The sequence below is a fragment of the Roseateles sp. 22389 genome (genome assembly GCF_052044995.1).
Taxonomy (GTDB): domain Bacteria; phylum Pseudomonadota; class Gammaproteobacteria; order Burkholderiales; family Burkholderiaceae_C; genus Roseateles.
The window spans coordinates 36211-61958 of record NZ_JBQEOF010000004.1; the positions used below are offsets into that span (position 1 = coordinate 36211).

Consider the following 25748-nt stretch of genomic DNA (forward strand, 5'->3'; position numbering starts at 1 on the left):
GCTCTGGAATGGCATCCCGCCAAACCCAGCTTCACTCCCGGTTCCGCGCCGCACCGCGAGCGGCGCATCCATGAACTGAGGAGAACTCGAATGAGCATGTTCAACAAGGTCACCAAGACCTTCCAATGGGGCCAGCACCAGGTCGTGATGGAGACGGGCGAGATCGCCCGTCAATCCACCGGCGCCGTGCTGGTGAACATCGAGGACACCGTGGTCCTGGCGACCGTCGTCGCCAAGTCGGCCCCCAAGGCCGGCCAGGACTTCTTCCCGCTGACCGTCGACTACATCGAGAAGACCTACGCCGCCGGCAAGATCCCCGGCAGCTTCTTCAAGCGTGAAGGCCGTCCGAGCGAGCTCGAGACCCTGACCTCGCGCCTGATCGACCGCCCGATCCGTCCGCTGTTCCCTGAAGGCTTCTTCAACGAAGTCCAGGTCGTCATCCACACCGTCTCGCTGAACCCGGAAGTCCAGGCCGACATCGCCGCGATGATCGCCACGAGCGCCGCGCTGGCGATCTCCGGCATCCCGTTCAACGGCCCGATCGGCGCCGCGCGCGTGGGCTATGTCAACGGCGAGTACGTGCTGAACCCGGGCAAGACCCAGCTGATCGACTCGAAGCTGGACCTGGTGGTCGCCGGCACCGAAGCCGCCGTGCTGATGGTCGAATCGGAAGCCGACCAACTGAGCGAAGACATCATGCTGGGCGCCGTCACCTACGGCCACGACCAGGGCAAGATCGCCATCGCCGCGATCAACGAGCTGGTCCGCGAAGCCGGCAAGCCGTCCTGGAACTGGGTCGCCCCGGCCAAGGACGAGGGCTTCATCGCCAAGGTCACCGCGCTGGCCGAGGAAGAGCTGCGCGCCGCCTACCAGATCCGCTCCAAGCAGGCCCGCACCGAGGCCTGCCGCAGCGCCTACGCCAAGGTCAAGGACGCCCTGACCGCGGAAGGCGTCGCCTTCGACGGCGTGGAAGTCGACGGCCTGCTGTTCGAGATCGAAGCCCGCATCGTGCGTGGCCAGATCCTGGCTGGCGAGCCGCGCATCGACGGCCGCGACACCCGCACCGTCCGCGCCATCGAGATCCGCAACAGCGTGCTGCCGCGCGCTCACGGCTCGGCGCTGTTCACCCGCGGCGAGACGCAGGCGCTGGTCGCCGCGACGCTGGGCACCGACCGCGATGCGCAAGTCATCGACGCGCTGGCCGGCGAGTACTCCGAGCGCTTCATGCTGCACTACAACATGCCCCCGTTCGCCACCGGCGAAACGGGCCGCGTGGGCAGCCCCAAGCGCCGCGAGATCGGCCACGGCCGCCTGGCCAAGCGCGCGCTGGTCGCGGTGCTGCCGAGCAAGGAAGACTTCCCGTACTCGATCCGCGTGGTCTCGGAGATCACCGAGTCCAACGGTTCGTCGTCGATGGCGTCGGTCTGCGGCGGCTGCCTGTCGCTGCTGGACGCCGGCGTGCCGCTGAAGGCGCACGTCGCCGGCATCGCCATGGGGCTGATCAAGGACGGCAACCGCTTCGCCGTGCTGACCGACATCCTGGGCGATGAGGACCACCTGGGCGACATGGACTTCAAGGTGGCCGGCACGACCTCGGGCATCACCGCGCTGCAGATGGACATCAAGATCCAGGGCATCACCAAGGAGATCATGCAGGTCGCCCTGGCGCAGGCCAAGGAAGCGCGTCTGCACATCCTGGAGAAGATGGTCGACGCGATGGGCTCGGCCAACGCCGAGATCTCGCAGTTCGCGCCCCGTCTGTACACGATGAAGATCAATCCGGAGAAGATCCGTGACGTGATCGGCAAGGGCGGCGCCACCATCCGCGCGCTGACCGAAGAGACCGGCACGCAGATCGACATCGCCGAGGACGGCACCATCACCATCGCCTCGACCGACGGCGACAAGGCCGAGCTGGCCAAGAAGCGCATCGAGCAGATCACCGCCGAAGCGGAGATCGGCAAGGTCTACGAAGGCCCGGTCACCAAGATCCTGGACTTCGGCGCGCTGATCAACATCCTGCCGGGCAAGGACGGTCTGCTGCACATCAGCCAGATCGCCCACCAGCGCGTGGAGAAGGTCACCGACTTCCTGAGCGAAGGCCAGATCGTCAAGGTCAAGGTCCTGGAGACCGACGAGAAGGGCCGCATCAAGCTGTCGATGAAGGCGCTGCTGGACCGCGACGCGGCGCCGGTCGCTCCGGCTCACGGCGAAGGCTCGGCCGAGTAATCGGCCCGGCTTCCGGCTTCGATACACCGCGACCCGACCTGCCATGAAGGCCATTGCCATCACGCAGCCCGGCGGACCGGAGGTCCTGCAGCTGATCGAACGCGCCGACCCCGTCGCCGGGGCCGGCGAGTGCCTGATCCGCGTGCAGGCCTATGGCATCAACCGTCCGGATGTGTTGCAGCGCAAGGGCGCGTATCCGCCGCCGGCGGGTGCCAGCGATCTGCCGGGCCTGGAGGTCGCGGGTGTTGTCGAAGCGGGGGATGCGCAGGCGCTGGCCGAAGTTGGCCTGAAGGTCGGCGACGCGGTCTGTGCGCTGGTCGCGGGCGGCGGCTATGCCGAGCGGTGCGTGGCGCCGGTGGTCCAGTGCCTGCCGGTCCCCAAGGGCTGGAGCATGGCCGAGGCCGCCAGCCTGCCGGAGACCTTCTTCACCGTCTGGAGCAATGTCTTCGAGCGCGCCCGCCTGCAGCCCGGCGAAAGCCTGCTGGTGCATGGCGGCAGTTCGGGCATCGGCGTCACCGCGATCCAGATCGCGAAGGCGCTGGGCTCGACGGTGCTGGTCACCGTCGGCACTGCGGACAAGGCCGAGGCCTGTCTGGCGCTGGGCGCCGACGTCGCGATCAACTATCGCGAGCAGGACTTCGTCGAGGCGGTGAAGGCGGCGACGGGCGGTCGTGGCGTCGACGTGATCCTGGACATGGTGGCCGGCAGCTATGTCGCGCGCAACGTGCAGTGCCTGGCGGATGACGGCCGTGCCGTGATCATCGCGGTGCAGGGTGGCGTGAAGGCGGAGTTCGACGCGGGCCAGGTCCTGCGTCGCCGTCTGACGATCACCGGCTCGACGCTGCGTCCGCGCCCGATCGCATTCAAGGCCGGCATCGCCCGCGCGCTGCGCGAGCGGGTCTGGCCGCTGCTCGAGTCCCGTGCCATCGCGCCGGTGATCTTCAGGCAGCTGCCGGCGTCCGAGGCGGCCGCGGCGCACGCGCTGATGGAATCGGGCGAGCACGTCGGCAAGATCGTGCTGAGCTGGTGAGCATCCAGCGCGCTCGCGGGATTTTTCGGTTTCAAGGGAGTTGATCTGATGCGCAAGAAACTGGTGGTCGGCAACTGGAAGATGCATGGCACCCGTGCGTCGAACGCCGTGCTGCTGGCGGGCCTCAAGGAAGCGGGTCCGTGGAACGCCCAGGTGGCCGTGTGCGTGCCTTTCCCGTACATCACGGAGACGGCGCTGGCGCTGACCGGCACGCAGATGGCCTATGGCGCGCAGGACGTGTCCACGCATGAGCAGGGCGCCTACACCGGCGAGGTGTCGTCGGCGATGCTGGCGGACATCGGCTGCCGTTTCGCGATCGTGGGGCACTCGGAGCGCCGCGCCTACCACGCGGAGAGCGACCAGCTGGTCGCCGACAAGGCCAAGGCAGCGCTGGCGCATGGCGTCACGCCCATCGTGTGCGTCGGCGAGACGCTGGCCGAGCGCGAGGGCGGCAAGACGGAAGAGGTCGTCAAGCGCCAGCTGGCGGCGGTGATCCACACGCTGACGCACTGCATCGGCGAGATCGTCGTGGCCTACGAGCCGGTGTGGGCGATCGGCACCGGCCTGACGGCCACGCCGGAGCAGGCCCAGCAGGTCCATGCGCTGCTGCGCCAGCAGTTGCGCGCGGCCACGCAGAAGGCCGATCAGATGCAGATCCTGTACGGCGGCAGCGTCAAGCCCGACAACGCCGTCCAACTGTTTGCGCAGCCCGACATCGATGGTGGCCTCATCGGAGGCGCCGCGCTGAAGGCGGCCGATTTCGCGGCGATCTGCCGCGCCGCCGGCTGAAGCCCGGCGTTCAAGGTTCCTGGAGAAAGAAGCAATGCAAGTGATGATGAACCTGGTGCTGGTGGTGCAGCTGATCGCGGCACTGGCGATGATCGGCCTGGTGCTGGTCCAGCACGGCAAGGGTGCCGACATGGGGGCCTCGTTCGGCAGCGGGGCCTCGGGCTCGCTGTTCGGCGCGACCGGCAGCGCCAACTTCCTGTCGCGCTCGACCGCGGTCGCGGCGACGATCTTCTTCGTGGCGACGCTGGCCCTGGCCTACATGGGCAGCCACCGCGAGGGCGGCATCGGTGCCGGCCCGACGGCGGGCGAGCAGCTGCTGGAACGTGCCGCCACGCCGGCCTCCCCGGCATCGGCCGTGGCGCTGCCCGGTGCGTCGATCGCTCCTCAGGCCGCGCCTTCGGCGGCGGCCTCGGGCGCCTCGAACTGACAGAGATGGGCGGCAAGCGCAAGCTCCTCGACAAAATTGCTTCGGATTCTTTTTGTCGCTCAGAAAGCGCTATAGAATTCGAGGCTGTCTGAAACGCGAGCCGTCAAGACAAAGTCACTGAAGGGTGACAACCAGCCGACGTGGTGAAATTGGTAGACACGCTATCTTGAGGGGGTAGTGGCGAAAGCTGTGCGAGTTCGAGTCTCGCCGTCGGCACCAGATAAATCGGCCTGCCATGGTCTTCGTGATCTAGCCGGAAAGCCGGATCGAAGCAGATCAAGCAGGTTGAAGGATTCGGGGGAATCTCCACGCGACAGGCGTGTGCGAATTTCCGGAGTCCTAGGCGGGCGCGGTCCGTGAGCGATTGGATAATCGCTGGCGGCGCGCCCGTTGCTTTTGCCGAATCGTTGGTCGGCCCTGGCCCGCCAATCTTCGGTGACACGTTGGGAATTGGAATTGCCGCCCACTGCGGCAGTATCTCGATCCCGGCATCAAAACGAGAGCAAGCCGTGAGCCTGGAACAATACCTGCCCGTCATCCTTTTCATCCTGGTCGGTTGCGGAGTGGGTATCGCCCCGCAAGTGCTGGGCTTCCTGGCGGGCCCGCGTCGCCCTGACGCGGCAAAGAACAGCCCCTACGAATGCGGCTTCGAGGCCTTCGAGGACGCGCGCATGAAATTCGACGTGCGCTACTACCTCGTCGCCATCCTCTTCATCCTCTTCGACCTGGAAATCGCCTTCCTGTTCCCCTGGGCGGTCTCGCTGCGCGAGATCGGCCCGGAAGGCTTCTGGGCGATGATGATCTTCCTGGGCATCCTGGTCGTGGGCTTCGCCTACGAATGGAAGAAGGGCGCGCTCGACTGGGAGTGACGACCCGACCGCGGGCCCGCGGCGACGCGCCGGGCCCGTGAACGCATCAGGACACAGCGCCCGTTTCGGGCGCGTGTCCGTTAGGGAAGGGCAACGCGTCAACGCGGCGTCAAGGCGACGGTCGCGCGCTCGAAGGTCCTTCTCCGCTGATCTCGAAAGATTGGAAATTCGATATGGGTAACGAAGGCGTATTGAAGGAAGGCTTCATGACCACCCAGCTGGACAAGCTGGTGAACTGGTCCAAGACCGGCTCGTTGTGGCCGATGACCTTCGGTCTCGCCTGCTGCGCGGTGGAGATGATGCACGCGGGCGCCGCGCGCTACGACATCGACCGCTTCGGCATGCTGTTCCGTCCGAGCCCGCGCCAGTCCGACCTGATGATCGTGGCCGGCACGCTGTGCAACAAGATGGCGCCCGCCCTGCGCAAGGTCTACGACCAGATGGCCGAGCCGCGCTGGGTGCTGTCGATGGGCAGCTGCGCCAACGGCGGCGGCTACTACCACTACAGCTATTCGGTGGTGCGGGGCTGTGACCGCATCGTCCCGGTCGACGTCTATGTCCCGGGCTGTCCGCCGACCGCCGAGGCGCTGCTCTACGGCATCCTGCAGCTGCAGGCCAAGATCCGTCGCGAGAACACCATCGCTCGCTGAGCAGAAGCAGGCTGATTCCCATGACCATGAAACTCGACACCCTGCAGGCGGCGCTGCAATCCGTGCTCGGCGAGCAGATCGTCGCGCTCAAGCGCGAGCTGGGCGAAATCACGATCACCGTCGCGGCCAAGGACTACTTCAACGTCGCCAAGCTGCTGCGCGATCACTCGGAGCTGCGCTTCGAGCAACTGATCGACCTGTGCGGCGTGGACTACTCGGCCTACAAGGACGGCGCCTACGACGGCGCGCGCTTCGCGGTGGTCTCGCACCTGCTGTCGATCAACAAGAACTGGCGCCTGCGCGTCAAGGTCTTCGCGCCTGACGACGACTTCCCGTCGGTGGCCGCGGTGACGCCGATCTGGAACGCCGCCAACTGGTTCGAGCGCGAGGCCTTCGACCTGTACGGGATCATCTTCGAGGGCCACGAGGACCTGCGCCGCATCCTCACGGACTACGGTTTCATCGGCCATCCGATGCGCAAGGACTTCCCGGTGACGGGCCATGTCGAGATGCGCTACGACCCCGAGCAGAAGCGCGTGATCTACCAGCCGGTCACGATCGAGCCGCGCGAGATCACCCCGCGCGTGATTCGCGAAGACAACTACGGGGGCCTGTGAGCATGCCAGCCGAAATCAAGAACTACACCCTGAACTTCGGTCCCCAGCACCCGGCCGCGCACGGGGTGCTGCGCCTGGTGCTCGAGCTGGACGGTGAGGTGATCCAGCGCGCCGACCCGCACATCGGCCTGCTGCACCGCGCCACCGAGAAGCTGGCCGAGTCCAAGACCTTCATCCAGTCGCTGCCCTACATGGACCGCCTCGACTACGTGTCGATGATGGCCAACGAGCATGCCTACTGCCTGGCCATCGAGAAGATGCTGGGCCTGGAGGTCCCGGAGCGCGCGCAGTACATCCGCGTGATGTTCGCGGAGCTCACCCGCATCCTGAACCACCTGCTCTGGCTGGGCGCGCACGGCATCGACTGCGGCGCGATGAACATCCTCATCTACTGCTTCCGCGAGCGTGAGGACATCTTCGACATGTACGAGGCAGTGTCGGGCGCGCGCATGCACGCGGCCTACTTCCGTCCGGGTGGCGTGTACCGCGACCTGCCGGATTCGATGCCGCAGTACAAGGTCAGCAAGATCAAGAACCAGAAGGCGATCGACAAGCTCAACGAGAACCGTCAGGGCTCGCTGCTCGATTTCATCGAGGACTTCTGCAATCGCTTCCCGGCCAACGTCGACGACTACGAGACGCTGCTGACCGACAACCGCATCTGGAAGCAGCGCACGGTGGGCATCGGCGTCGTGTCGCCGGAGCGCGCGCTGAACCTGGGCCTGACCGGCCCGATGCTGCGTGGCTCGGGCATCGCCTGGGACACCCGCAAGACCCAGCCCTACGACGTGTACGGCCGCATGGACTTCGACATCCCGGTCGGCACCAACGGCGACACCTACGACCGCTACTGCGTGCGGGTCGAGGAGATGCGCCAGTCCAACCGCATCGTGCAGCAGTGCGTGAAGTGGCTCAAGGCCAATCCGGGTCCGGTCATCACCGACAACCACAAGGTGGCGCCGCCCAGCCGCGTGGCGATGAAGACCAGCATGGAAGAGCTGATCCACCACTTCAAGCTGTTCACCGAAGGCTTCCGCGTCCCCGAGGGCGAGGCCTACGCCTCGGTCGAGCATCCGAAGGGCGAGTTCGGCATCTACATCGTCAGCGACGGCGCCAACAAGCCGTACCGGCTGAAGATCCGCGCGCCGGGCTATTCGCACCTGGCCGCGCTGGACGAGATGGCCCGGGGCCACATGATTGCCGACGCCGTGGCCGTGATCGGCACGATGGACATCGTGTTCGGTGAAATTGACCGTTGAGTGGTGAAGCGATGAGCAGCACTGAATTTGTCTTGAGCGACGCGACCAAGTCGCGCTTCGCGCGCGAAGTCGCCAAGTACCCGGCGGAACAAGCGCAATCGGCCGTGATGGCCTGCCTGTCGATCGTCCAGCAGGAGCAGGGCTACGTGTCCCGCGAGGCCGAGGACGCGATCGCCGACTACCTCGGCATGCCGGCGATCGCCGTCTACGAGGTCACGACCTTCTACAACATGTACAACCAGCGCAAGCTGGGGGCGTTCAAGCTCAACGTCTGCACGAATCTTCCGTGCCAGCTGCGCGACGGCCAGAAGGCGCTGGACCACCTGTGCACGAAGCTGGGCGTCGAGGCCGGCGGCACGACTGCCGACGGCGTCTTCACCGTGCAGCAGAGCGAGTGCCTGGGCGCCTGCGCCGACTCGCCGGTGATGCTGGTCAACGACCGCCAGATGCTGAGCTTCATGAGCGCCGAACGGCTGGACGAGCTGGTGGACGCGCTCAGAGCCCACCACGCGGCCAACAAGAACTGAGGGACCTGGACGATGACCAACATCGCGAACATCGACCTCTCGAAGTGGCAGGCCACCGGCAAGGAAACCTGCTTCCACGACCGCAACATCACCCCGCAGATCTATGCGGGCCTCGATGGCAAGAACTGGTCGCTGAAGGACTATGAAGCGCGCGGCGGCTACCAGGCGCTGCGCAAGATCCTGGCCCAGGGCGAAGGGCAGGGCATGACCGCCGACCAGGTCATCGCCGAAGTGAAGGCCTCGGGCCTGCGCGGCCGCGGCGGCGCCGGCTTCCCGACCGGCCTGAAGTGGAGCTTCATGCCGCGCCAATTCCCGGGCGCGAAGTACCTCGTCTGCAACAGCGACGAAGGCGAGCCGGGCACCTGCAAGGACCGCGACATCCTCATGTACAACCCGCACATCGTCATCGAAGGGATGGCGATCGCGGCGTATGCCATGGGCATCAAGGTCGGCTACAACTACATCCACGGCGAGATCTTCGAGGTCTACGAGCGCTTCGAGGCGGCCCTGGAAGAGGCCCGCGCGGCCGGCCTGCTGGGCGACAACATCCTGGGCAGCAACTTCAGCTTCCAGCTGCACGCGCACCACGGCTTCGGCGCCTACATCTGCGGCGAGGAAACCGCGCTGCTGGAATCGCTGGAAGGCAAGAAGGGCCAGCCGCGCTTCAAGCCGCCGTTCCCGGCCTCGTTCGGCCTGTACGGCAAGCCCACGACGATCAACAACACCGAGACCTTCGCCGCGGTGCCCTGGATCATCCGCAACGGCGGCCAGGCCTACCTCGAAGTGGGCAAGCCCAACAACGGCGGCACCAAGATCTTCTCGATCTCGGGCGACGTCGAGCGCCCGGGCAACTACGAGATCCCGCTGGGCACCTCGTTCGAGAAGCTGCTCGAGCTCGCCGGCGGCATGCGCGGCGGCCGCAAGCTCAAGGCGGTGATCCCGGGCGGCTCGTCGGCCCCGGTGCTGCCGGCCGACATCATGATGCAGTGCACGATGGACTATGACTCCATCGCCAAGGCCGGCTCGATGCTGGGCTCGGGCGCGGTCATCGTGATGGACGAGACCCGCTGCATGGTCACCAGCCTGCTGCGCCTGTCCTACTTCTACGCGCACGAGTCCTGCGGCCAGTGCACCCCCTGCCGCGAGGGCACGGGCTGGATGCACCGCGTGATCGAGCGCATCGCCCACGGCAAGGGCCGCGTCGAGGACATCGACCTGCTGAACTCCGTGGCCGACAACATCCAGGGCCGCACCATCTGCGCGCTGGGCGATGCCGCCGCGATGCCGGTGCGCGCGATGCTCAAGCACTTCAAGGGCGAGTTCATCGCGATGATCGAACAGGCCCAGCAGAACAAGGCGCCCGCCGCGTCGTCCCCGTCCGCCACGGCGAAGTCGCCGGCGCACGCCTGATCGGAGCCGCTGAGAAGAACTATGGTTGAAATCGAACTCGACGGCCAGAAGGTCGAAGTGCCCGAAGGCAGCATGGTGATGCATGCCGCCGAGAAGGCCGGGACCTACATCCCGCACTTCTGCTACCACAAGAAGCTGAGCATCGCGGCCAACTGCCGCATGTGCCTGGTCGACGTGGAGAAGGCGCCCAAGCCGCTGCCCGCCTGCGCGACCCCGGTCACGCAGGGCATGATCGTGCGCACCAAGAGCGAGAAAGCCATCAAGGCCCAGCAGGGCGTGATGGAGTTCCTGCTGATCAATCACCCGCTGGACTGCCCGATCTGCGACCAGGGCGGCGAATGTCAGCTGCAGGACCTGGCCGTCGGCTACGGCGCGAGCTCCTCGCGCTACACCGAAGAGAAGCGCGTGGTGTTCCACAAGAACGTCGGCCCGCTGATCTCGATGGAGGAGATGAGCCGCTGCATCCACTGCACGCGCTGCGTCCGCTTCGGCCAGGAGATCTCCGGCGTGATGGAGCTGGGCATGGCGCACCGCGGCGAGCACAGCGAGATCCAGACCTTCGTCGGCCGCACCGTGGACTCGGAGCTGTCGGGCAACATGATCGACATCTGCCCGGTCGGCGCGCTGACCAGCAAGCCCTTCCGCTACAGCGCCCGCACCTGGGAGCTGTCGCGCCGCAAGAGCGTCAGCCCGCACGATTCGACCGGCGCCAACCTGATCGTCCAGGTCAAGAACAACGAAGTGCTGCGCGTCGTCCCGCTGGAGAACGAGGCCGTCAACGAGTGCTGGATCGCCGACCGCGACCGCTTCTCGTATGAGGCGCTGAACAGCGACGAACGTCTGACCACGCCGATGCTCAAGCAGGGCGGCGAATGGAAGCCGGTGGACTGGACCACGGCGCTCGAGTACGTCGCCAACGGCCTGAAGCAGATCAAGACCGAGAAGGGCGGCGCGTCCATCGCGGCGCTGGGCTCGGAGCACAGCACCGTGGAAGAGCTGCACCTGCTGGCGCAGCTGGTGCGCGGCCTGGGCAGCGAGAACATCGACACGCGCCTGCACGTGGTCGATCCCGCGCTGCGCGCGGGTGAAGGCAAGGCCTTCTGGCTGGGCACCTCGATCGCGTCGCTGTCGGCGCTGGATTGCGCCTTCGTCGTCGGCTCGTCGCTGCGCAAGGACCACCCGCTGTTCGCGCAGCGCCTGCGCCAGGCGGCCCGCCGCGGCGCGCAGATCGTCGCGCTGGGCGGCTCGGTCGAGGACTGGAAGATGACGGTCGCTTCGACGCTCGTCGCCGCGCCGTCGGCCTGGGCGAACGAGCTGGCCAACGTCGCCGCCGCCATCGCTGCGGCCAAGGGCGTGAGCGCCCCGGCCCAGGCGGGCCAAGGTCAGGCCACCGACGCCGCCAAGGCGATCGCCGACGCGCTGCTGTCGGGCGAGCGCAAGGCCGTGCTGCTGGGCAATGCCGCGATCCAGCATCCGCAGGCCGCGACGCTGCTGTCGCTGGCGAACTGGATCGGCGAGCAGACCGGCGCCAGCGTCGGCGTGCTGTCGGCCGCGGCGAACACCGTCGGCGCCCAGCTGGTGAAGGCCCAGCCGGGGCAGGGCGGCCGTTCGGCGGCCCAGCTGCTGAACGACCAGCCGGCCAAGGCGCTGCTGCTGCTGAACACCGACCCGGTGCTGGATGGTTCGAACGCGGCCGCCGCCGCCAAGGCCGTCAACGCGGCCGAAATGGTCGTCGTGCTGAGCCCGTTCAAGACCGGACCGGTGGTCGAGTTCGCCGACGTGCTGCTGCCCACGGCCCCGTTCACCGAGACCTCGGGCAGCTTCGTCAACGCGGAAGGCCGTCTGCAGAGCTTCGTCGGCGTGGCCAAGGCCCGCGGCGAGACCCGTCCGGGCTGGAAGATCCTGCGCGTGCTGGGCAACCTGCTGGGCCTGCAGGGCTTCGAGTTCGACAGCTCCGAGCAGGTCCGCGCCGCGGCGCTGGGCTCCGAGCTGGACCTGACGAACCGCCTGTCCAACGGCGTGTCGGCGCAGTCCGCCGCGGCCGCCCCGGTGCAGGGCCTGGAGCGCCTGACGACGGTGCCGATCTACGCGACGGACGCGCTGGTGCGCCGCGCCACCTCGCTGCAGCTGACTCGTGACGGCCGTGACGCGGCCGTTGCCTCGCTGCCGCAGGCGCTGTGGACCAGCCTCGGCCTGAATGAGAAGGGCGCGCAGGTGCGCGTGTCGCAGGACGGCGGCGAGGCCGTGCTGTCCGCGCAGCTGGACGCGTCGCTGCCCGCGAACGTGGTGCGCATTCCCGCCGGCATCCCCGAGACCGCCGCGCTGGGCGCGTTCACCGGCGCGATCGCCGTGACCAAGGCCTGAGGACGAGACGACCATGGAAAACTTCTACAACGCCGGCGCCTCGATGCTGGGCATGGTCTGGCCGGTGGTCTGGAGCCTGCTCAAGATCATCGCCGTGCTGCTGCCGCTGCTGGGCTGCGTCGCCTACCTGACGCTGTGGGAACGCAAGGCCATCGGCTGGTCGCAGATCCGTCCGGGCCCGAACCGGGTCGGTCCGATGGGCCTGCTGACGCCGATCGCCGACGCGGTGAAGCTGATCTTTAAGGAGATCATCGTCCCGAGCGCCGCCAACAAGGGCCTGTTCTTCCTCGGCCCGATCATGACGATCATGCCGGCGCTGGCGGCCTGGGCCGTCGTGCCCTTCGGCCCCGGCGCGGCGATTGCCGACGTCAACGCCGGCCTGCTGTTCCTGATGGCCATCACCTCGCTCGAGGTCTACGGCGTGATCATCGCGGGCTGGGCGTCGAACTCGAAGTACGCCTTCCTGGGCGCGCTGCGCGCCTCGGCCCAGATGGTGTCCTATGAGATCGCGATGGGCTTCTGCCTGGTCGTGGTGCTGATGGTCACCGGTTCGATGAACGTCAGCGCCATCGTCACCAGCCAGGAGCAGGGCTGGTTCGCGTCGCACGGCGTGAACATCCTGTCCTGGAACTGGCTGCCGCTGCTGCCGATCTTCCTCGTGTACTTCATCTCCGGCCTGGCCGAGACCAACCGCCATCCGTTCGACGTCGTCGAAGGCGAATCGGAAATCGTGGCCGGCCACATGATCGAGTACTCGGGCATGTCCTTCGCGATGTTCTTCCTGGCCGAGTACGCCAACATGATCCTGGTGTCGGCCCTGGCGGTGCTGATGTTCCTGGGCGGCTGGTCGGCGCCGATCTCCTGGTCGCTGCTGGGCATGGACACGCCGGCCTTCATCCAGCAGACCATGGCCTTCTGGAACTGGTTCTGGCTGTTCGCCAAGACCTTCTTCGTCGTGACCTGCTTCCTGTGGGTGCGCGCGACCTTCCCGCGCTATCGCTATGACCAGATCATGCGTCTGGGCTGGAAGATCTTCATTCCGGTCACCCTGGTGTGGCTCGTCGTGGTGGGTCTGTGGATCCAGTCGCCGTTCAACATCTGGAAGTAATCCGAGGTATCTGCTGTGATCAAGGACCTAGTCAAGAGCTTCATGCTCACCGAGCTGCTGAAGGGCATGGCCCTGACGGGCCGGCATTTCCTCTCGAAGAACATCACGGTGCAGTTCCCGGAAGAGAAGACGCCGCTGTCTCCTCGCTTCCGCGGCCTGCACGCGCTGCGCCGGTATGAGAACGGCGAGGAGCGCTGCATCGCCTGCAAGCTGTGCGAGGCCGTGTGCCCCGCCATGGCGATCACGATCGAATCGGACGTCCGTGCCGACGGCTCGCGCCGCACCACGCGCTACGACATCGACCTGACCAAGTGCATCTTCTGCGGCTTCTGCGAGGAGAGCTGCCCGGTCGACTCGATCGTCGAGACCGACATCTTCGAATACCACGGCGAGAAGCGCGGCGACCTCTACTTCACCAAGGAGATGCTCCTGGCGGTGGGGGACCGGTACGAGCCGCAGATCGCAGCCAGCAAGGAGGCCGACGCCAAGTACCGCTGACCGGTCGAGCGGCTGCCCGGACCCTCGCGCGAGCGAGGGGAGGGCGCCGCGGCCGGCGGCCTGCTTGCAGGAAATCGCATGGATATCACTACCGCGCTGTTCTTCGTCTTCTCGGCCGTGCTGCTGGGCTCCGCGTTCCGTGTCATCACGGCCAAGAGCACCGTTCACTCGGCCCTGTTCCTGATCCTGTCGTTCTTCAGTGCCTCCTGCCTGTGGATGCTGCTGAAGGCCGAGTTCCTGGCTATCACGCTGGTGCTGGTCTACATCGGCGCCGTCATGGTGCTCTTCCTGTTCGTCGTGATGATGCTGGACTTCGAGTCCACCGCCGTGCGCGAGAGCATCTGGAAGCACCTGCCGGTGGCCAGCCTCGTCGGCGCGCTGATCGCGCTGGAGATCGCGGCCGTGCTGATGGGCGGCTTCCGTGGCGTCGAGAACGCGCCCGAGATCGCCGGCATGGCGCAGTTCGGCAACACCAAGCTGCTGGGCATCGAGATCTACACGAATTACCTGTTCCCGCTGCAGATCGCCGCCGTGCTGCTGCTGGTGGCGATCATCGCGGCGATCGCGCTGACGCTGCGCGGCCGCAAGGATTCGCGCCACCAGGACGCCTCGCAGCAGGTCAAGGTCAAGAAGGCCGACCGCCTGCGCATCGTGAAGGTCGCCCCCACCGTCGAAGCCCCGTCCGTGGCGGCGGCTGACAAGAACGAAGGAGCCGCGTGATGGGTGCGCTGAGCCTGAACCACTTCCTGATCCTGGGCGCGTTCCTGTTCGCGCTGTCGGTGATCGGCATCTTCCTGAACCGCAAGAACCTGATCGTGCTGCTGATGGCCATCGAGCTGATGCTGCTGGCGGTCAACATGAACTTCGTCGCGTTCTCGCACTACCTGGGCGACATGGCCGGCCAGGTGTTCGTGTTCTTCATCCTGACCGTGGCGGCCGCCGAGTCGGCGATCGGCCTGGCGATCCTGGTCGTGCTGTTCCGCAACCGCAGCAGCATCGACGTGGAAGAGCTGGACGCCCTCAAGGGCTGACGAGGGAAGCGAGAAAAACAATGTCTGCAACACTCTCCCAGAACCTGCTGCTGGCGGTGCCGCTGGCCCCGCTGGCGGGCGCCATCGTGGCGGGCCTGTTCGGCAAGCAGGTGGGCCGCCGCGGCGCCCACGTCGTCACCATCCTGGGCGTGCTGATCGCCTTCATCCTCTCGGCGATGACGCTGAGCGCGGTGCTCGACGGCGCGCGCTTCAACCAGACCGTCTATGAATGGATGGTGCTGGGCGGCCTGAAGATGGAAGTCGGCTTCATGATCGACGGCCTGTCCGCGATGATGATGTGCGTGGTGACCTTCGTCTCGCTGATGGTGCACATCTACACCATCGGCTACATGGAGGAAGACCCCGGCTACCAGCGCTTCTTCAGCTACATCTCGTTGTTCACCTTCAGCATGCTGATGCTGGTGATGTCCAACAACATGCTGCAGCTGTTCTTCGGCTGGGAAGCGGTGGGCCTGGTGTCCTACCTGCTGATCGGCTTCTGGTACACGAAGCCGACGGCGATCTTCGCCAACATGAAGGCCTTCCTGGTGAACCGGGTCGGCGACTTCGGCTTCATCCTGGGCATCGGCCTGCTGGTGGCCTACGGCGGCTCGCTGAACTACACCGAGACCTTCGCCAAGTCGGCCGAGCTGGCCAAGATCGGCTTCGCCAACCCCTTCGGCGGCGAGCCCTGGATGATGCTGAGCGTGGCCTGCATCTGCCTGTTCATCGGCGCGATGGGCAAGTCGGCGCAGTTCCCGCTGCACGTCTGGCTGCCGGACTCGATGGAAGGCCCGACCCCGATCTCGGCGCTGATCCACGCGGCGACCATGGTGACGGCCGGCATCTTCATGGTGTCGCGCTTCAGCCCGCTGTTCGAGCTGTCGGACACCGCGCTGAACTTCGTCATGATCATCGGCGCGATCACCGCGCTGTTCATGGGCTTCCTGGGCATCATCCAGAACGACATCAAGCGCGTGGTCGCGTACTCGACGCTGTCGCAGCTGGGCTACATGACGGTGGCGCTGGGCGCCTCGGCCTACTCGGTCGCCGTGTTCCACCTGATGACGCACGCGTTCTTCAAGGCGCTGCTGTTCCTGGGCGCGGGCTCGGTGATCATCGGCATGCACCATGACCAAGACATCCGCAACATGGGCGGCCTGCGCAAGTACATGCCCATCACCTGGATCACCTCGCTGCTGGGCTCGCTGGCGCTGATCGGCACGCCGTTCTTCTCGGGCTTCTACTCGAAGGACTCGATCATCGAGGCGGTCCATGCCTCGCACCTGCCGGGCGCGGGCTTCGCCTACTTCGCGGTGGTGGCCGGTGTCTTCGTGACGGCCTTCTACAGCTTCCGGATGTACTTCCTGGTCTTCCACGGCAAGGAACACTTCCACCACAAGCCCTTCCCGGGCGAGCACGACCATCACGACGACCACGGCCACGGGCATGACCACACGCCGCACGAGTCGCCCTGGGTGGTGACGGTGCCGCTGATCCTGCTGGCGATCCCGTCGGTGGTGATCGGCTACCTGACGATCGGCCCGATGGTGCACGGCGAGTTCTTCAAGGACGCGATCGTCGTGAACCACGAGCTCCACCACGCGATGCACGAGCTGGGCGAGGAGTTCCACGGCGCCTTCGCGATGGCGCTGCACAGCCTGCAGACGCTGCCGCTGTGGCTGGCCGTGGCCGGCGTGGCCGTCTCCTACTGGTTCTACATGATCAGCCCGGCGATCCCGGCCGCGATCGCGCGCACCTTCCGCCCGATCGTGACGATCCTCGAGAACAAGTACTACATGGACTGGTTCAACGAGAACGTGCTGGCCCGCGCGGCCCGCGCCCTCGGCACCGGCCTGTGGAAGGCCGGCGACCAGGGCGTCATCGACGGCGTCCTGATCAACGGCTCCGCGCGCACGGTGGGCGGCATTGCCGGCCTGGTGCGCCTGATCCAGACCGGCCACCTGTACTGGTACGCGCTGGTCATGATCCTGGGTGTCGTGGGTCTGATGACCTGGCAGCTGTGGCCTTCCATGTGGCCCCAATTCAAGGCCCTGCTGGGTCTGTGACGCGGGCGGAGAATAAGAATGTTGCTGAGTCTCTCCATCTGGCTGCCCATCGTCTGCGGTGGCCTGCTGCTCGCGCTCGGACGCGACAACAACGCCGGCGCGGTGCGCTGGATGGCGTTGGTCGCCTCGATCGCGTCGTTCCTGGTGACGCTGCCGCTGATCTCGGGCTTCGACACCTCGACCGCCGCGATGCAGTTCGTCGAGAACGCGTCCTGGATCGAGCGCTTCAACATCCACTACCACCTGGGCGTGGATGGCATCTCGATGTGGTTCGTGCCGCTGACGGCCTTCATCTCGATCATCGTGGTGATCGCGGCCTGGGAAGTGATCGAGACGCGGGTGCACCAGTACATGGGCGCCTTCCTGATCCTGTCGGGCCTGATGATCGGCGTGTTCTGCGCGCTGGACGGCATGCTGTTCTACGTGTTCTTCGAGGCCACGCTGATTCCGATGTACATCATCATCGGCGTCTGGGGCGGACCTCGGCGCGTGTACGCGGCCTTCAAGTTCTTCCTGTACACGCTGGCGGGCTCGCTGCTGATGCTGATCGCGCTGCTCTACCTGTACAGCCAGTCGGGCAGCTTCGAGATCCTGGACTGGCACAAGCTGCCGCTGCCGATGTCGGCGCAGTCGCTGCTGTTCTTCGCCTTCTTCGCGGCCTTCGCGGTCAAGGTGCCGATGTGGCCGGTGCACACGTGGTTGCCGGACGCCCACGTGGAGGCGCCGACCGGCGGCTCGGTGGTGCTGGCGGCCATCATGCTGAAGCTGGGCGCCTACGGCTTCCTGCGCTTCTCGCTGCCGATCGCGCCTGACGCGGCCCGTCACTACGACTGGTTCATCATCGGCCTGTCGCTGATCGCGGTGATCTACATCGGCCTGGTGGCCATGGTCCAGCGCGACATGAAGAAGCTGGTGGCCTATTCGTCGGTCGCCCACATGGGCTTCGTGACCCTGGGCTTCTTCATCTTCAATGAGCTGGGCATCTCCGGCGGCCTGGTGCAGATGATCTCGCACGGCTTCGTGTCGGGCGCGATGTTCCTGTGCATCGGCGTGCTCTACGACCGCGTGCATTCGCGTGAGATCGCCGACTACGGCGGCGTCGTCAACACGATGCCCAAGTTCGCGGCGCTGGCGGTGTTCTTCGGCATGGCCAACTGCGGCCTGCCGGCGACCGCGGGCTTCGTGGGCGAGTGGATGGTGATCCTGGGCTCGGTGCAGCACAACTTCTGGATCGGCCTGCTGGCGGCCACGGCGCTGATCTTCGGCGCGGCCTACACGCTGTGGATGATCAAGCGCGTCTACTTCGGCGCGGTGACCAACGACAACGTCCGCAACCTGACCGACATCAACGGCCGCGAGTTCCTGATGCTGGGCGTGCTGGCGATCGCGACGCTCTACATGGGCGTGTATCCGAAGCCGTTCACCGACGTGATGCACCCATCCGTCGACGCGCTGCTCAAGCACGTCGCGGTGTCCAAGCTCCAATAAGGGCCCAACACAATGAATGACATGAACTGGGTCGCGGTCTATCCCGAAATCCTGCTGCTGGTGCTGGCCTGCGTGGTCGCGCTGGTGGACCTGTTCGTCACCGACCCGCGCCGCACGCCGACCTACTGGCTGACGCAGCTGAGCCTGGCGGTGGTGGGCGCGATGCACTTCGCCGCGATGGGCAACGCGCCGGCCGAGGCGATGCAGGGCCTGCTGGTCGTCGATCCGCTGAGCCACCTGCTCAGCGGCGTCAGCGCGCTGGCGCTGATCATCACGCTGGTCTATGCGCGTCCCTACGCCGAGTCGCGCGAGATGCTCAAGGGCGAGCTGTTCACCCTGAGCCTGCTGGCGCTGCTGGGCGTGAACGTGATGGTGGCGTCCAACAACTTCCTGTCGATCTACCTCGGCCTGGAGCTGATGAGCCTGTCGCTGTACGCGCTGACCGCGCTGCGCCGCGACCACACCATCTCGACCGAAGCCGCGATGAAGTACTTCGTGCTGGGCGCGCTGGCCTCGGGCTTCCTGCTGTACGGCCTGTCGATGATGTACGGCGCCACCGGCTCGCTGTCGATCCCGCGCGTGTTCGAGGTGATCTCCAGCGGCACGGTCAACAAGGGCGTGCTGGTGCTGGGCGTCGTGTTCGTCGTCGCCGGCCTGGGCTTCAAGCTGGGCGCCGCGCCGTTCCACATGTGGGTGCCTGACGTCTACCAGGGCGCGCCGACCGCCGCGACGCTGCTGATCGGCGGCGCGCCCAAGCTGGCCGCGCTGGGCATCGCGCTGCGCCTGCTGGTGGAGGGCATGCTGCCGCTGGCCACGGACTGGCAGCAGATGCTGCTGGTGATGGCGGTGGCCTCGCTGGTGGTGGGCAACCTGGCCGCGATTGCGCAGAGCAACCTGAAGCGGATGCTGGCGTACTCGACGATCTCGCAGATGGGCTTCGTCGTGCTGGGTCTGGCCTCGGGCGTGGTGAACGGCCAGCCGGACAACCATGCGCTGAATGCCTACAGCTCGGCGATGTTCTACGCGATCACCTACGTGCTGACGACGCTGGGCAGCTTCGGCCTGATCATGCTGCTGGCGCGCCAGGGCTTCGAGTCCGAGCAGATCAGCGACCTGGCCGGCCTGTTCAAGCGCAGCCCCTGGTATGCGCTGGTGATGGCGATCTACATGTTCTCGCTGACCGGCATCCCGCCGACGGTGGGCTTCTACGGCAAGCTGGCCGTGCTGCAGGCGATGGTCACGACCGGCCAGTCGCTCTACCTGTGGCTGGCGGTGGTGGCGGTGGTGCTGTCGCTGATCGGCGCGTTCTACTACCTGCGTGTCGTGAAGGTCATGTTCTTCGATGAACCGACCGACCATGCCCCGCTGAACGCCCCGGCCGACGCGCGCCTGGTGATGTCGCTCAACGGCATCGCGGTGCTGGCCTTCGGCCTGCTGCCCGGCGGCCTGCTGGCGCTGTGCGGCCAGGCCGTGACCCGCGCGCTGGCGCACTGAGCGCGCGCTGAGCGGACCCGGGATGGAGCAGGGCGCTTCGGTGTGGGTGGTGCTGGTGGTCGCGCTGGTCGCGGCCAACCTGCCTTACCTCAGTTCGCGCATCCTGCTCGTCGGGCCGCGCCGCGATCCCAAGGCCGCCGGCTGGCGGCTGCTGGAACTCTTCCTGCTGGCGCTGGCGACGCTGGCCGTCGGCTTCGGGCTCGAGGCCCGGCTGGGCCAGCGCGCGCCGCAGGGCTGGGAGTTCTACGCGGCGGCGCTGGCGCTGTTCGTGACGCTGGGCTTCCCGGGCTTCGTGTGGCGCTACCTGCGCCGCTCGCGGTCCAAGGTGCGAGAGTTCGATGACGAAGAAGCTGCCTGAGGCCCTTCGCCCCGATGCCGACGGCGTGGTCGGCATTCCCCCGGCGGCCGATGCCGATCCCCATCTGCGCGAGACCCCGCTGAGTTCCGACTGGATCCTGCGGGGCAACTTCCTTCATGCCAAGCGCGACCGCATCGCGCTGCCCAACGGCCGCGAAGCGACGCGCGAGTACATCCGCCACCCCGGCGCCGCCGTGATCGTGCCGCTGCTGGACGACGGCCGCGTGCTGCTCGAGCGCCAGTACCGCTACCCGATGGGCCGCGTGGTGCTGGAGTTCCCCGCCGGCAAGCTGGATCCGCTGGAACCGCCGCTGCGCTGCGCGATGCGCGAGCTGGTCGAGGAGACCGGCTACAGCGCGCGCGAGTGGGCCTACGCCGGCGTGATGCACAACGCGATCGCCTATTCGGACGAGCGCATCGAGGTCTTCTTCGCGCGCGGGCTGGTTGCCGGCGAGCGCCGCCTGGACGACGAGGAGTTCCTCGACCTGCTGGCCGTGGGCGAGGACGAGCTGGACCGCATGGCCTTCGACGGCCGCGTCACCGACGCCAAGACCCTGACCTGCCTGCTGTGGCTGCAGCGCTGGCGTGCCGGCGCGTGGCCTTTGGACTGGATGCCGGCGGCCGAGGCGGCGAGCCGCTAGCATCGGCCCATCATGCTGGTCCTGAACCTGGCCTGCGAGACAGGCCATTCCTTCGAAGGCTGGTTCGCGTCGGCCAACGACTTCGAATCGCAGCAGCAGCGTGGTCTGCTGAGCTGCCCGCTGTGCAACAGCGCCAAGGTGCACAAGATGCCGAGCGCCCCGCGGCTGAACCTCTCCGCCGCCGAGCCCGCGCCGGCCCGGCCGCGCGCGCCGGCGGCGCCGTCCCCCGAGCCCACCGCACCGGCGCTGCCGCCTGGCGCGCCGGTGATCGCCGCCGAACTGCAGAAGCAGGTGATCCAGGCGGTGCGCACGCTGATGGCCAACACCGAGGACGTCGGTGACCGCTTCGCCACCGAGGCTCGCCGCATCCATTACGGCGAGGCCCAGGAGCGCGGCATCCGCGGTCGCGCCACGCCCGACGAGGCGCGTGAACTGGCGGACGAAGGCATCGACATCGTCGCACTGCCGGTGCCCGACGCGCTGAAAGACCCTCTCCAGTAACGACCTGACGCCTCGTGGGATTGCGGGCGATGCCGGGGCCGGTGTCGAATCGCGCGGTCGCATCTGTTGAGGAATCAGGTTCATGAAGACTTTCCGATTGCTTGTCTGCGCCGCGGCGGCGACCGCGTCGTTCGCGTTCGCGCCGGTCGCGCCGTCGTATGCGGCCTCCGCCGCGCCGGTGGCCGCGCCCAACGGGATGGTGGTGACGGCGCAGCACCTGGCCACGCGCGTCGGCGTCGACGTGCTGAAGGACGGTGGCAATGCCATCGACGCCGCGGTGGCGGTGGGGTATGCGCTGGCGGTGGTGTACCCGGCCGCGGGCAACCTGGGGGGTGGCGGCTTCATGACCATCCAGCTCGCCGACGGTCGCAAGACCTTCCTGGACTTCCGCGAGAAGGCGCCGCTGGCCGCCACGGCCAACATGTACCTGGACAAGGACGGCAACGTCGTCAAGGGCCTGAGCACGCACGGCCACCTGGCGGTGGGCGTGCCGGGCACGGTGTCGGGCCTCGAGTACGCGCGCGAGAAGTACGGGACGATGAAGCGCCAGACGCTGATCGCGCCGGCGGTCGCGCTGGCGGACCGCGGCTTCGCGCTGGACCAGGGCGACGTCGACATGTTCCAGACGGCGACCAAGGACTTCGAGGCCGATCCCGCGTCCGCGGCGATCTTCCTGAACAAGGGCAAGGCCTTCCAGCCCGGCGACAAGCTGGTGCAGAAGGACCTGGCGAAGACGCTGCGTGAGGTCTCGGCCAGGGGCACCGACGGCTTCTACAAGGGCTGGGTGGCGAAGGCGCTGGTCGAGTCGAGCCAGGCCGGCAAGGGCATCCTGACGCAGGCCGACCTGGACCAGTACCGCACGCGCGAGCTGGCGCCGGTCGAGTGCGACTACCGCGGCTACCACGTCGTGTCGGCGCCGCCGCCGAGTTCGGGCGGCGTGATCATCTGCGAGATGCTCAACATCCTGGAGGGCTATCCGCTGCGGCAGCTGGGCTGGGGCTCGGCGCAGGGCGTGCATTACCAGATCGAGGCGATGCGGCATGCCTACGTCGATCGCAACAGCACCCTCGGCGATCCGGACTTCGTGAAGAACCCGCTGCAGCGGCTGCTGGACAAGGACTACGCGGCCAAGATCCGCGCCGCGATCGATCCGGCCAAGGCCGGGGTGTCGCAGGACCTCAAGCCGGGCGTGCCGCCGCATGAGGGCAGCAACACCACGCATTACTCCATCGCCGACAAGTGGGGCAACGCGGTGTCGGTGACCTACACGCTGAACGACTGGTTCGGCGCCAAGGTCACCGCCGCGAAGACCGGCGTGCTGCTCAACAACGAGATGGACGACTTCACCTCCAAGGTGGGCGTGCCCAACATGTACGGCCTGGTGCAGGGCGAGGCCAATGCGATCGCTCCGGGCAAGCGGCCGCTGTCGTCGATGAGCCCGACCATCGTGACCAAGGACGGCAAGCCGGTGATGGTGGTGGGCACGCCGGGCGGCAGCCGCATCATCACGGCGGTGCTGCAGACGATGATCAATGCGATCGACTACGACATGACCGTCCAGGAGGCGGTGGACGCGCCGCGCTTCCACCACCAGTGGATGCCGGACCTGACGAACGTGGAGCCCTACGCGCTGTCGCCGGACACGCGCCGGATCCTCGAGGGCATGGGCCACAAGCTGGGCGCGCCGCATCCGGCGAACCACCTGGCGGCGATCATCGTCGGCGCGCCGTCGCTGAACGGGAAGCCGGTCGGGAACAACCGGTTCTACGGCGCGAACGATCCGCGCCGCAACACCGGGCTGGCCGCCGGTTATTGAGCGCGGTTGTCGAGGCCGGGCATCGAACCCGGGCATCGAGCCCGGGGATCGAATCCGGCTATTGAGCCGAGGCGGCGGAAGCCGCCGCGGCTGCCGCGGCCGCGGTACCCGCTGAGTTTGCCGTGCCCGCTGAGCCCGCTGAGCCCGTTGTGCCCATTGAGCCCGCCGTAGCGGGCTCGGCGGCCGCGGGACCGGCCCACGGCTTCAAGGCCGCGTAACGCTGGGTGAGCGACAGCGCATCGCCCCAGGAGCCATAGGTCGGATTGGGAATCGGGACCCAGGTCGTGCCCCAGCGCGCGGCGTGGTCCTGCTCGACGTAGCGGGCGCGCGGGACGAAGTCGTTCAGGTCGTCACCGACCAGCATCGCGATGCGGTGCGTGCGCGCGACGGCCTCCCGGCGCGGCGTCTTGTCCGAGGCCGCCCATTCCGCGCGCTCGCCGCGCAGCATCACGTCGGCGGGCGCGACCGCATGGCCGAGCACGCGGCTCAGGTTGGCGATCGTCTGCGCCTTCTGCGGGCAGGCGGCGTGGAGGCCGTCCGGGCCGAAGGGGCCGTCGGCCGGGCAACGCCGGTTGGTGATGAAGACGACCCGGAAGCCGGTCGCGCGCGCCCGTGCGATGAACTCGGGCGCGCCGGGAATGGCGGCGGCCTGGGCGCTGGCCACCCAGGCGGCCCAGCTGCTTTCCTCGTAGCTGCGCCCGTCGCGGATCTGCCAGGCCTCATAGGGCGAGTTGTCGAGCACGGTCTCGTCCACGTCCAGCACGATGGCCGGCGGCTTGCGCGAGAAGCCGCCCTGCGCCGCCTGTTCCAGCGAGGCCGTCTCGCGCGTGGCCCGACGCGCCGCGCCCAGGCGGGCGGTCGCGGCGCGGTAGACCGCCAGCGTGGCGGCCTGGCGTTCGACCGCGGTCTGGAACCAGAGCGTGGCGTTGAGGTTCTCGCGCGCCATCACCGGCTGGGCGACGGCGGCGGGCGACACGGCCAGGCCGGTCAGGCAGGTGAGGCCGGCCAAGGCGGCCAGGCAGGTCGACCGGCTCGGCAGTCGCCGGGCGAAGGAGGGCAGGAAGGCGCGGGGCATGGCGGGTCGTTCTCTCGGTTGGAAACGCGGGATCGCGGGATCGCGGAAGTGCGGAGGTGCGGAGGTGCGGAGGTGCAGGGCGGGGCTGCGGGATCGCGGGATCGCGGGATCGCGGGATTGTTTCGCAGTCCGGGGCTGCACGGTCGGTGGACTAGGTCGAGTCCGGCGTGTCCTGGGCCACCGCCATCAGGTCGCTCGGATGGAGCATGAGCTCGCGCACGGTCCGCAGCGTCGCATGCTGGCGCAGCACTGGCTTGAAGGCGGGCGCCGTCAGCAGTTGGTCCCAGACCGCCTTGAGCTGGCGGGGTTCCACCGGGACGCCGCGCTCGAGCCGGTCGGCGAAGTCCAGGCTCGCCGGTGTCGACAGCAACTGCATGCGGCTCGCGGCGCTGAGCAGCCGCGGCGCCTGCTCGGCCGGCGAGTCGCTGCAATAGAGCACCGCGCGGGCCAGGTCGTCCTCCTCGGTCGGCAGGGCGCGCAGCGAGGCGCCCCGCAGGGGGATCTCGCCTTGATGCGAGGCGAAGGCATAGGTCGACTGCGGGTCCGCCTGCGCCAGCAGTCGCAGGCCGCGCAGGAGCCGGGGCAGGTCGGTGGTCGCGGCATCGGCCGAGGCCTTGGCCTCGACCAGCAGGAGCAGGTCCCAGGTACCGGCGTCGTGGCGCCGCAGCAGGGCGACATCCCACTCGCTCTTGGCGCGCCGCGGATCGCCGGGGATGGACGACGGCACCTTCAAGGAAGTCGCCACGCGATAGCGCGGCGGGTCCTCTTCCGCATTCAGACGCGCGGCCAGGACCTCGAGCGCCTGCGCGGCAAGCGCTTCCACGGCGTCGCCGCGGCGCTGCGCGTCGCTGCCGGCCGAGGTGGCCTGCCCGGTGCCCGCCGCGGGGCCTTGCCGTGCCCATAGCGCGCGATATCGCTGCACCTCGTCCTGCTGGGCCAACGCCTCGATCCGGCACAGGCGCCTGAGCGCGTCATCGCTGACGATCCGCTCCAGGTTGCGAAACAGCACCGGCTCGTCCTGCACCTCGGGCAAGCCCAGGAGGTCCATGATCGCGTCGTCGACGTCGGACCAGTCCGCCGCGGCGCTCGCCTGCCGCATGCGTTGCAGGCCATCCCGGATCTCGCCGGCGGGCTGGTCCTGCAGCTTCGCCGGATGGGCCAGCGCATTGGCCGCCGAACGGATCTGCCGCCGGTCCGCCTCCGCATGCGCATTGAGCGAGGCGAACTCCCGCACGGCGGGCGAGCGATGGCGCAGCACCATCGCCTGGAGCGCGGCATCGCCGTGCTCCGGCCGCATGGCCTCGGCGATGTGCCGCGCAAGGGCGTCGAGGAACAGTGCGCGAACATCGCCGCCTGGTGCCGAGCCGGCGTCCAGGGCCTGCCGCGCGCGCTCGATCGCGGTGGCGAGTGCGGTCGCGCTGTCGCAGGCGCGGGCCTCGTCGAGCGATTCCAGCAACGCTGGCGTGCGGAAGCGGCGGGCGGCGCGCTGCAACCGGTCC

The 25748-nt window shown here is 67.6% G+C and carries 24 protein-coding genes and 1 tRNA gene; 23 read left to right on the plus strand and 2 right to left on the minus strand.

What is annotated here, in order from left to right; all coding sequences use genetic code 11:
* Positions 1 to 90: 90 nt before the first annotated feature.
* The 23 genes from pnp (at position 91) to ggt (ending at position 23174) form a co-directional block, all read left to right on the plus strand.
* Complete coding sequence (gene pnp / locus ACTJKJ_RS07005) at positions 91 to 2229, plus strand: polyribonucleotide nucleotidyltransferase (RefSeq protein ID WP_440819984.1); 2139 nt, start codon at positions 91 to 93, stop codon at positions 2227 to 2229.
* 43 nt (positions 2230 to 2272) lie between these two features.
* Entirely contained in the window at positions 2273 to 3259 is a 987-nt protein-coding gene (locus ACTJKJ_RS07010) for an NAD(P)H-quinone oxidoreductase (protein ID WP_440819985.1), read from the plus strand.
* 48 nt (positions 3260 to 3307) lie between these two features.
* On the plus strand, positions 3308 to 4048 hold the full coding sequence (gene tpiA, locus ACTJKJ_RS07015) for a triose-phosphate isomerase (protein ID WP_147241144.1): 741 nt from the start codon (positions 3308 to 3310) through the stop codon (positions 4046 to 4048).
* Positions 4049 to 4082: 34 nt separating this feature from the next.
* The gene (secG, locus tag ACTJKJ_RS07020; RefSeq protein WP_297388045.1) at positions 4083 to 4475 is read left to right on the plus strand and encodes a preprotein translocase subunit SecG; all 393 of its coding nucleotides are present in this window, start codon (positions 4083 to 4085) and stop codon (positions 4473 to 4475) included.
* 134 nt (positions 4476 to 4609) lie between these two features.
* A tRNA-Leu gene (locus tag ACTJKJ_RS07025) sits at positions 4610 to 4694 on the plus strand.
* Between the two features lie 290 nt (positions 4695 to 4984).
* Positions 4985 to 5344, plus strand: coding sequence for an NADH-quinone oxidoreductase subunit A (locus ACTJKJ_RS07030; protein WP_091724279.1), 360 nt, complete (start codon positions 4985 to 4987; stop codon positions 5342 to 5344).
* A 173-nt stretch (positions 5345 to 5517) separates the two neighbouring features.
* Positions 5518 to 5994 carry a NuoB/complex I 20 kDa subunit family protein gene (locus ACTJKJ_RS07035; protein ID WP_067067101.1) on the plus strand — a complete coding sequence of 159 codons (477 nt, stop codon included), beginning with the start codon at positions 5518 to 5520 and terminating at the stop codon, positions 5992 to 5994.
* A gap of 20 nt (positions 5995 to 6014) precedes the next feature.
* Positions 6015 to 6611, plus strand: a complete 597-nt coding sequence (locus tag ACTJKJ_RS07040) for an NADH-quinone oxidoreductase subunit C (RefSeq protein ID WP_091724280.1) — start codon at positions 6015 to 6017, stop codon at positions 6609 to 6611.
* 2 nt (positions 6612 to 6613) lie between these two features.
* On the plus strand, positions 6614 to 7870 hold the full coding sequence (locus ACTJKJ_RS07045; RefSeq protein WP_147241145.1) for an NADH-quinone oxidoreductase subunit D: 1257 nt from the start codon (positions 6614 to 6616) through the stop codon (positions 7868 to 7870).
* Positions 7871 to 7881: 11 nt separating this feature from the next.
* Entirely contained in the window at positions 7882 to 8397 is a 516-nt protein-coding gene (locus ACTJKJ_RS07050) for an NADH-quinone oxidoreductase subunit NuoE family protein (RefSeq protein WP_147241146.1), read from the plus strand.
* 12 nt (positions 8398 to 8409) lie between these two features.
* Positions 8410 to 9807, plus strand: a complete 1398-nt coding sequence (gene nuoF / locus ACTJKJ_RS07055) for an NADH-quinone oxidoreductase subunit NuoF (protein WP_440819986.1) — start codon at positions 8410 to 8412, stop codon at positions 9805 to 9807.
* Between the two features lie 21 nt (positions 9808 to 9828).
* Positions 9829 to 12171, plus strand: a complete 2343-nt coding sequence (nuoG, locus tag ACTJKJ_RS07060; protein WP_440819987.1) for an NADH-quinone oxidoreductase subunit NuoG — start codon at positions 9829 to 9831, stop codon at positions 12169 to 12171.
* 13 nt (positions 12172 to 12184) lie between these two features.
* Entirely contained in the window at positions 12185 to 13279 is a 1095-nt protein-coding gene (gene nuoH / locus ACTJKJ_RS07065) for an NADH-quinone oxidoreductase subunit NuoH (protein ID WP_440819988.1), read from the plus strand.
* Between the two features lie 15 nt (positions 13280 to 13294).
* Positions 13295 to 13777 (plus strand): NADH-quinone oxidoreductase subunit NuoI, encoded by a 483-nt coding sequence (gene nuoI, locus ACTJKJ_RS07070; protein ID WP_088407447.1) that lies wholly within the window; start codon positions 13295 to 13297, stop codon positions 13775 to 13777.
* 78 nt (positions 13778 to 13855) lie between these two features.
* Positions 13856 to 14497 (plus strand): NADH-quinone oxidoreductase subunit J, encoded by a 642-nt coding sequence (locus ACTJKJ_RS07075; RefSeq protein WP_183479065.1) that lies wholly within the window; start codon positions 13856 to 13858, stop codon positions 14495 to 14497.
* Positions 14497 to 14808 carry an NADH-quinone oxidoreductase subunit NuoK gene (gene nuoK, locus ACTJKJ_RS07080; RefSeq protein WP_067273420.1) on the plus strand — a complete coding sequence of 104 codons (312 nt, stop codon included), beginning with the start codon at positions 14497 to 14499 and terminating at the stop codon, positions 14806 to 14808. Before ACTJKJ_RS07075 ends, nuoK begins: the two co-directional genes overlap by 1 nt.
* A 20-nt stretch (positions 14809 to 14828) precedes the next feature.
* Entirely contained in the window at positions 14829 to 16877 is a 2049-nt protein-coding gene (gene nuoL / locus ACTJKJ_RS07085; protein ID WP_091724287.1) for an NADH-quinone oxidoreductase subunit L, read from the plus strand.
* Positions 16878 to 16895: 18 nt separating this feature from the next.
* Complete coding sequence (locus ACTJKJ_RS07090) at positions 16896 to 18365, plus strand: NADH-quinone oxidoreductase subunit M (RefSeq protein ID WP_440819989.1); 1470 nt, start codon at positions 16896 to 16898, stop codon at positions 18363 to 18365.
* 12 nt (positions 18366 to 18377) lie between these two features.
* Positions 18378 to 19859: an NADH-quinone oxidoreductase subunit NuoN gene (gene nuoN / locus ACTJKJ_RS07095; protein ID WP_147240855.1), complete on the plus strand. Its 1482-nt coding sequence runs from the start codon at positions 18378 to 18380 to the stop codon at positions 19857 to 19859.
* 22 nt (positions 19860 to 19881) lie between these two features.
* Positions 19882 to 20217 carry a DUF2818 family protein gene (locus ACTJKJ_RS07100; protein ID WP_091724290.1) on the plus strand — a complete coding sequence of 112 codons (336 nt, stop codon included), beginning with the start codon at positions 19882 to 19884 and terminating at the stop codon, positions 20215 to 20217.
* Positions 20198 to 20857, plus strand: a complete 660-nt coding sequence (locus ACTJKJ_RS07105) for an NUDIX domain-containing protein (RefSeq protein WP_440819990.1) — start codon at positions 20198 to 20200, stop codon at positions 20855 to 20857. Before ACTJKJ_RS07100 ends, ACTJKJ_RS07105 begins: the two co-directional genes overlap by 20 nt.
* 12 nt (positions 20858 to 20869) lie before the next feature.
* A complete protein-coding gene (locus ACTJKJ_RS07110) occupies positions 20870 to 21358 on the plus strand; it encodes a DUF1178 family protein (RefSeq protein WP_440819991.1) in 489 nt (162 codons plus the stop codon).
* Positions 21359 to 21554: 196 nt separating this feature from the next.
* Positions 21555 to 23174 (plus strand): gamma-glutamyltransferase, encoded by a 1620-nt coding sequence (gene ggt, locus ACTJKJ_RS07115; RefSeq protein WP_440820167.1) that lies wholly within the window; start codon positions 21555 to 21557, stop codon positions 23172 to 23174.
* 58 nt (positions 23175 to 23232) lie between these two features.
* On the opposite strand, the gene ACTJKJ_RS07120 is transcribed toward ggt, so the two are convergent.
* Both ACTJKJ_RS07120 and ACTJKJ_RS07125 read right to left on the minus strand, forming a co-directional pair.
* Positions 23233 to 24249, minus strand: a complete 1017-nt coding sequence (locus tag ACTJKJ_RS07120; RefSeq protein WP_440819992.1) for a 5'-nucleotidase, lipoprotein e(P4) family — start codon at positions 24247 to 24249, stop codon at positions 23233 to 23235.
* Positions 24250 to 24400: 151 nt separating this feature from the next.
* Positions 24401 to 25741 (minus strand): 3-deoxy-D-arabino-heptulosonate 7-phosphate synthase, encoded by a 1341-nt coding sequence (locus ACTJKJ_RS07125; protein ID WP_440819993.1) that lies wholly within the window; start codon positions 25739 to 25741, stop codon positions 24401 to 24403.
* Positions 25742 to 25748: the final 7 nt, after the last annotated feature.

What these genes read in the sequence shown, in the direction of transcription:
- nuoK (WP_067273420.1), top strand. Translation starts at nt 14,497, where the DNA reads ATGGGTGCGCTGAGCCTGAACCACTTCCTGATCCTGGGCGCGTTCCTG.
- ACTJKJ_RS07090 (WP_440819989.1), top strand. Translation starts at nt 16,896, where the DNA reads ATGTTGCTGAGTCTCTCCATCTGGCTGCCCATCGTCTGCGGTGGCCTG.
- nuoG (WP_440819987.1), top strand. Translation starts at nt 9,829, where the DNA reads ATGGTTGAAATCGAACTCGACGGCCAGAAGGTCGAAGTGCCCGAAGGC.
- nuoF (WP_440819986.1), top strand. Translation starts at nt 8,410, where the DNA reads ATGACCAACATCGCGAACATCGACCTCTCGAAGTGGCAGGCCACCGGC.
- ACTJKJ_RS07035 (WP_067067101.1), top strand. Translation starts at nt 5,518, where the DNA reads ATGGGTAACGAAGGCGTATTGAAGGAAGGCTTCATGACCACCCAGCTG.
- ACTJKJ_RS07045 (WP_147241145.1), top strand. Translation starts at nt 6,614, where the DNA reads ATGCCAGCCGAAATCAAGAACTACACCCTGAACTTCGGTCCCCAGCAC.
- ACTJKJ_RS07040 (WP_091724280.1), top strand. Translation starts at nt 6,015, where the DNA reads ATGACCATGAAACTCGACACCCTGCAGGCGGCGCTGCAATCCGTGCTC.
- pnp (WP_440819984.1), top strand. Translation starts at nt 91, where the DNA reads ATGAGCATGTTCAACAAGGTCACCAAGACCTTCCAATGGGGCCAGCAC.
- ACTJKJ_RS07110 (WP_440819991.1), top strand. Translation starts at nt 20,870, where the DNA reads ATGCTGGTCCTGAACCTGGCCTGCGAGACAGGCCATTCCTTCGAAGGC.
- ACTJKJ_RS07075 (WP_183479065.1), top strand. Translation starts at nt 13,856, where the DNA reads ATGGATATCACTACCGCGCTGTTCTTCGTCTTCTCGGCCGTGCTGCTG.
- nuoH (WP_440819988.1), top strand. Translation starts at nt 12,185, where the DNA reads ATGGAAAACTTCTACAACGCCGGCGCCTCGATGCTGGGCATGGTCTGG.
- ACTJKJ_RS07100 (WP_091724290.1), top strand. Translation starts at nt 19,882, where the DNA reads ATGGAGCAGGGCGCTTCGGTGTGGGTGGTGCTGGTGGTCGCGCTGGTC.
- nuoL (WP_091724287.1), top strand. Translation starts at nt 14,829, where the DNA reads ATGTCTGCAACACTCTCCCAGAACCTGCTGCTGGCGGTGCCGCTGGCC.
- ACTJKJ_RS07120 (WP_440819992.1), bottom strand. Translation starts at nt 24,249, where the DNA reads ATGCCCCGCGCCTTCCTGCCCTCCTTCGCCCGGCGACTGCCGAGCCGG.
- nuoN (WP_147240855.1), top strand. Translation starts at nt 18,378, where the DNA reads ATGAATGACATGAACTGGGTCGCGGTCTATCCCGAAATCCTGCTGCTG.
- secG (WP_297388045.1), top strand. Translation starts at nt 4,083, where the DNA reads ATGCAAGTGATGATGAACCTGGTGCTGGTGGTGCAGCTGATCGCGGCA.
- ggt (WP_440820167.1), top strand. Translation starts at nt 21,555, where the DNA reads ATGGTGGTGACGGCGCAGCACCTGGCCACGCGCGTCGGCGTCGACGTG.
- ACTJKJ_RS07050 (WP_147241146.1), top strand. Translation starts at nt 7,882, where the DNA reads ATGAGCAGCACTGAATTTGTCTTGAGCGACGCGACCAAGTCGCGCTTC.
- ACTJKJ_RS07010 (WP_440819985.1), top strand. Translation starts at nt 2,273, where the DNA reads ATGAAGGCCATTGCCATCACGCAGCCCGGCGGACCGGAGGTCCTGCAG.
- tpiA (WP_147241144.1), top strand. Translation starts at nt 3,308, where the DNA reads ATGCGCAAGAAACTGGTGGTCGGCAACTGGAAGATGCATGGCACCCGT.
- ACTJKJ_RS07105 (WP_440819990.1), top strand. Translation starts at nt 20,198, where the DNA reads ATGACGAAGAAGCTGCCTGAGGCCCTTCGCCCCGATGCCGACGGCGTG.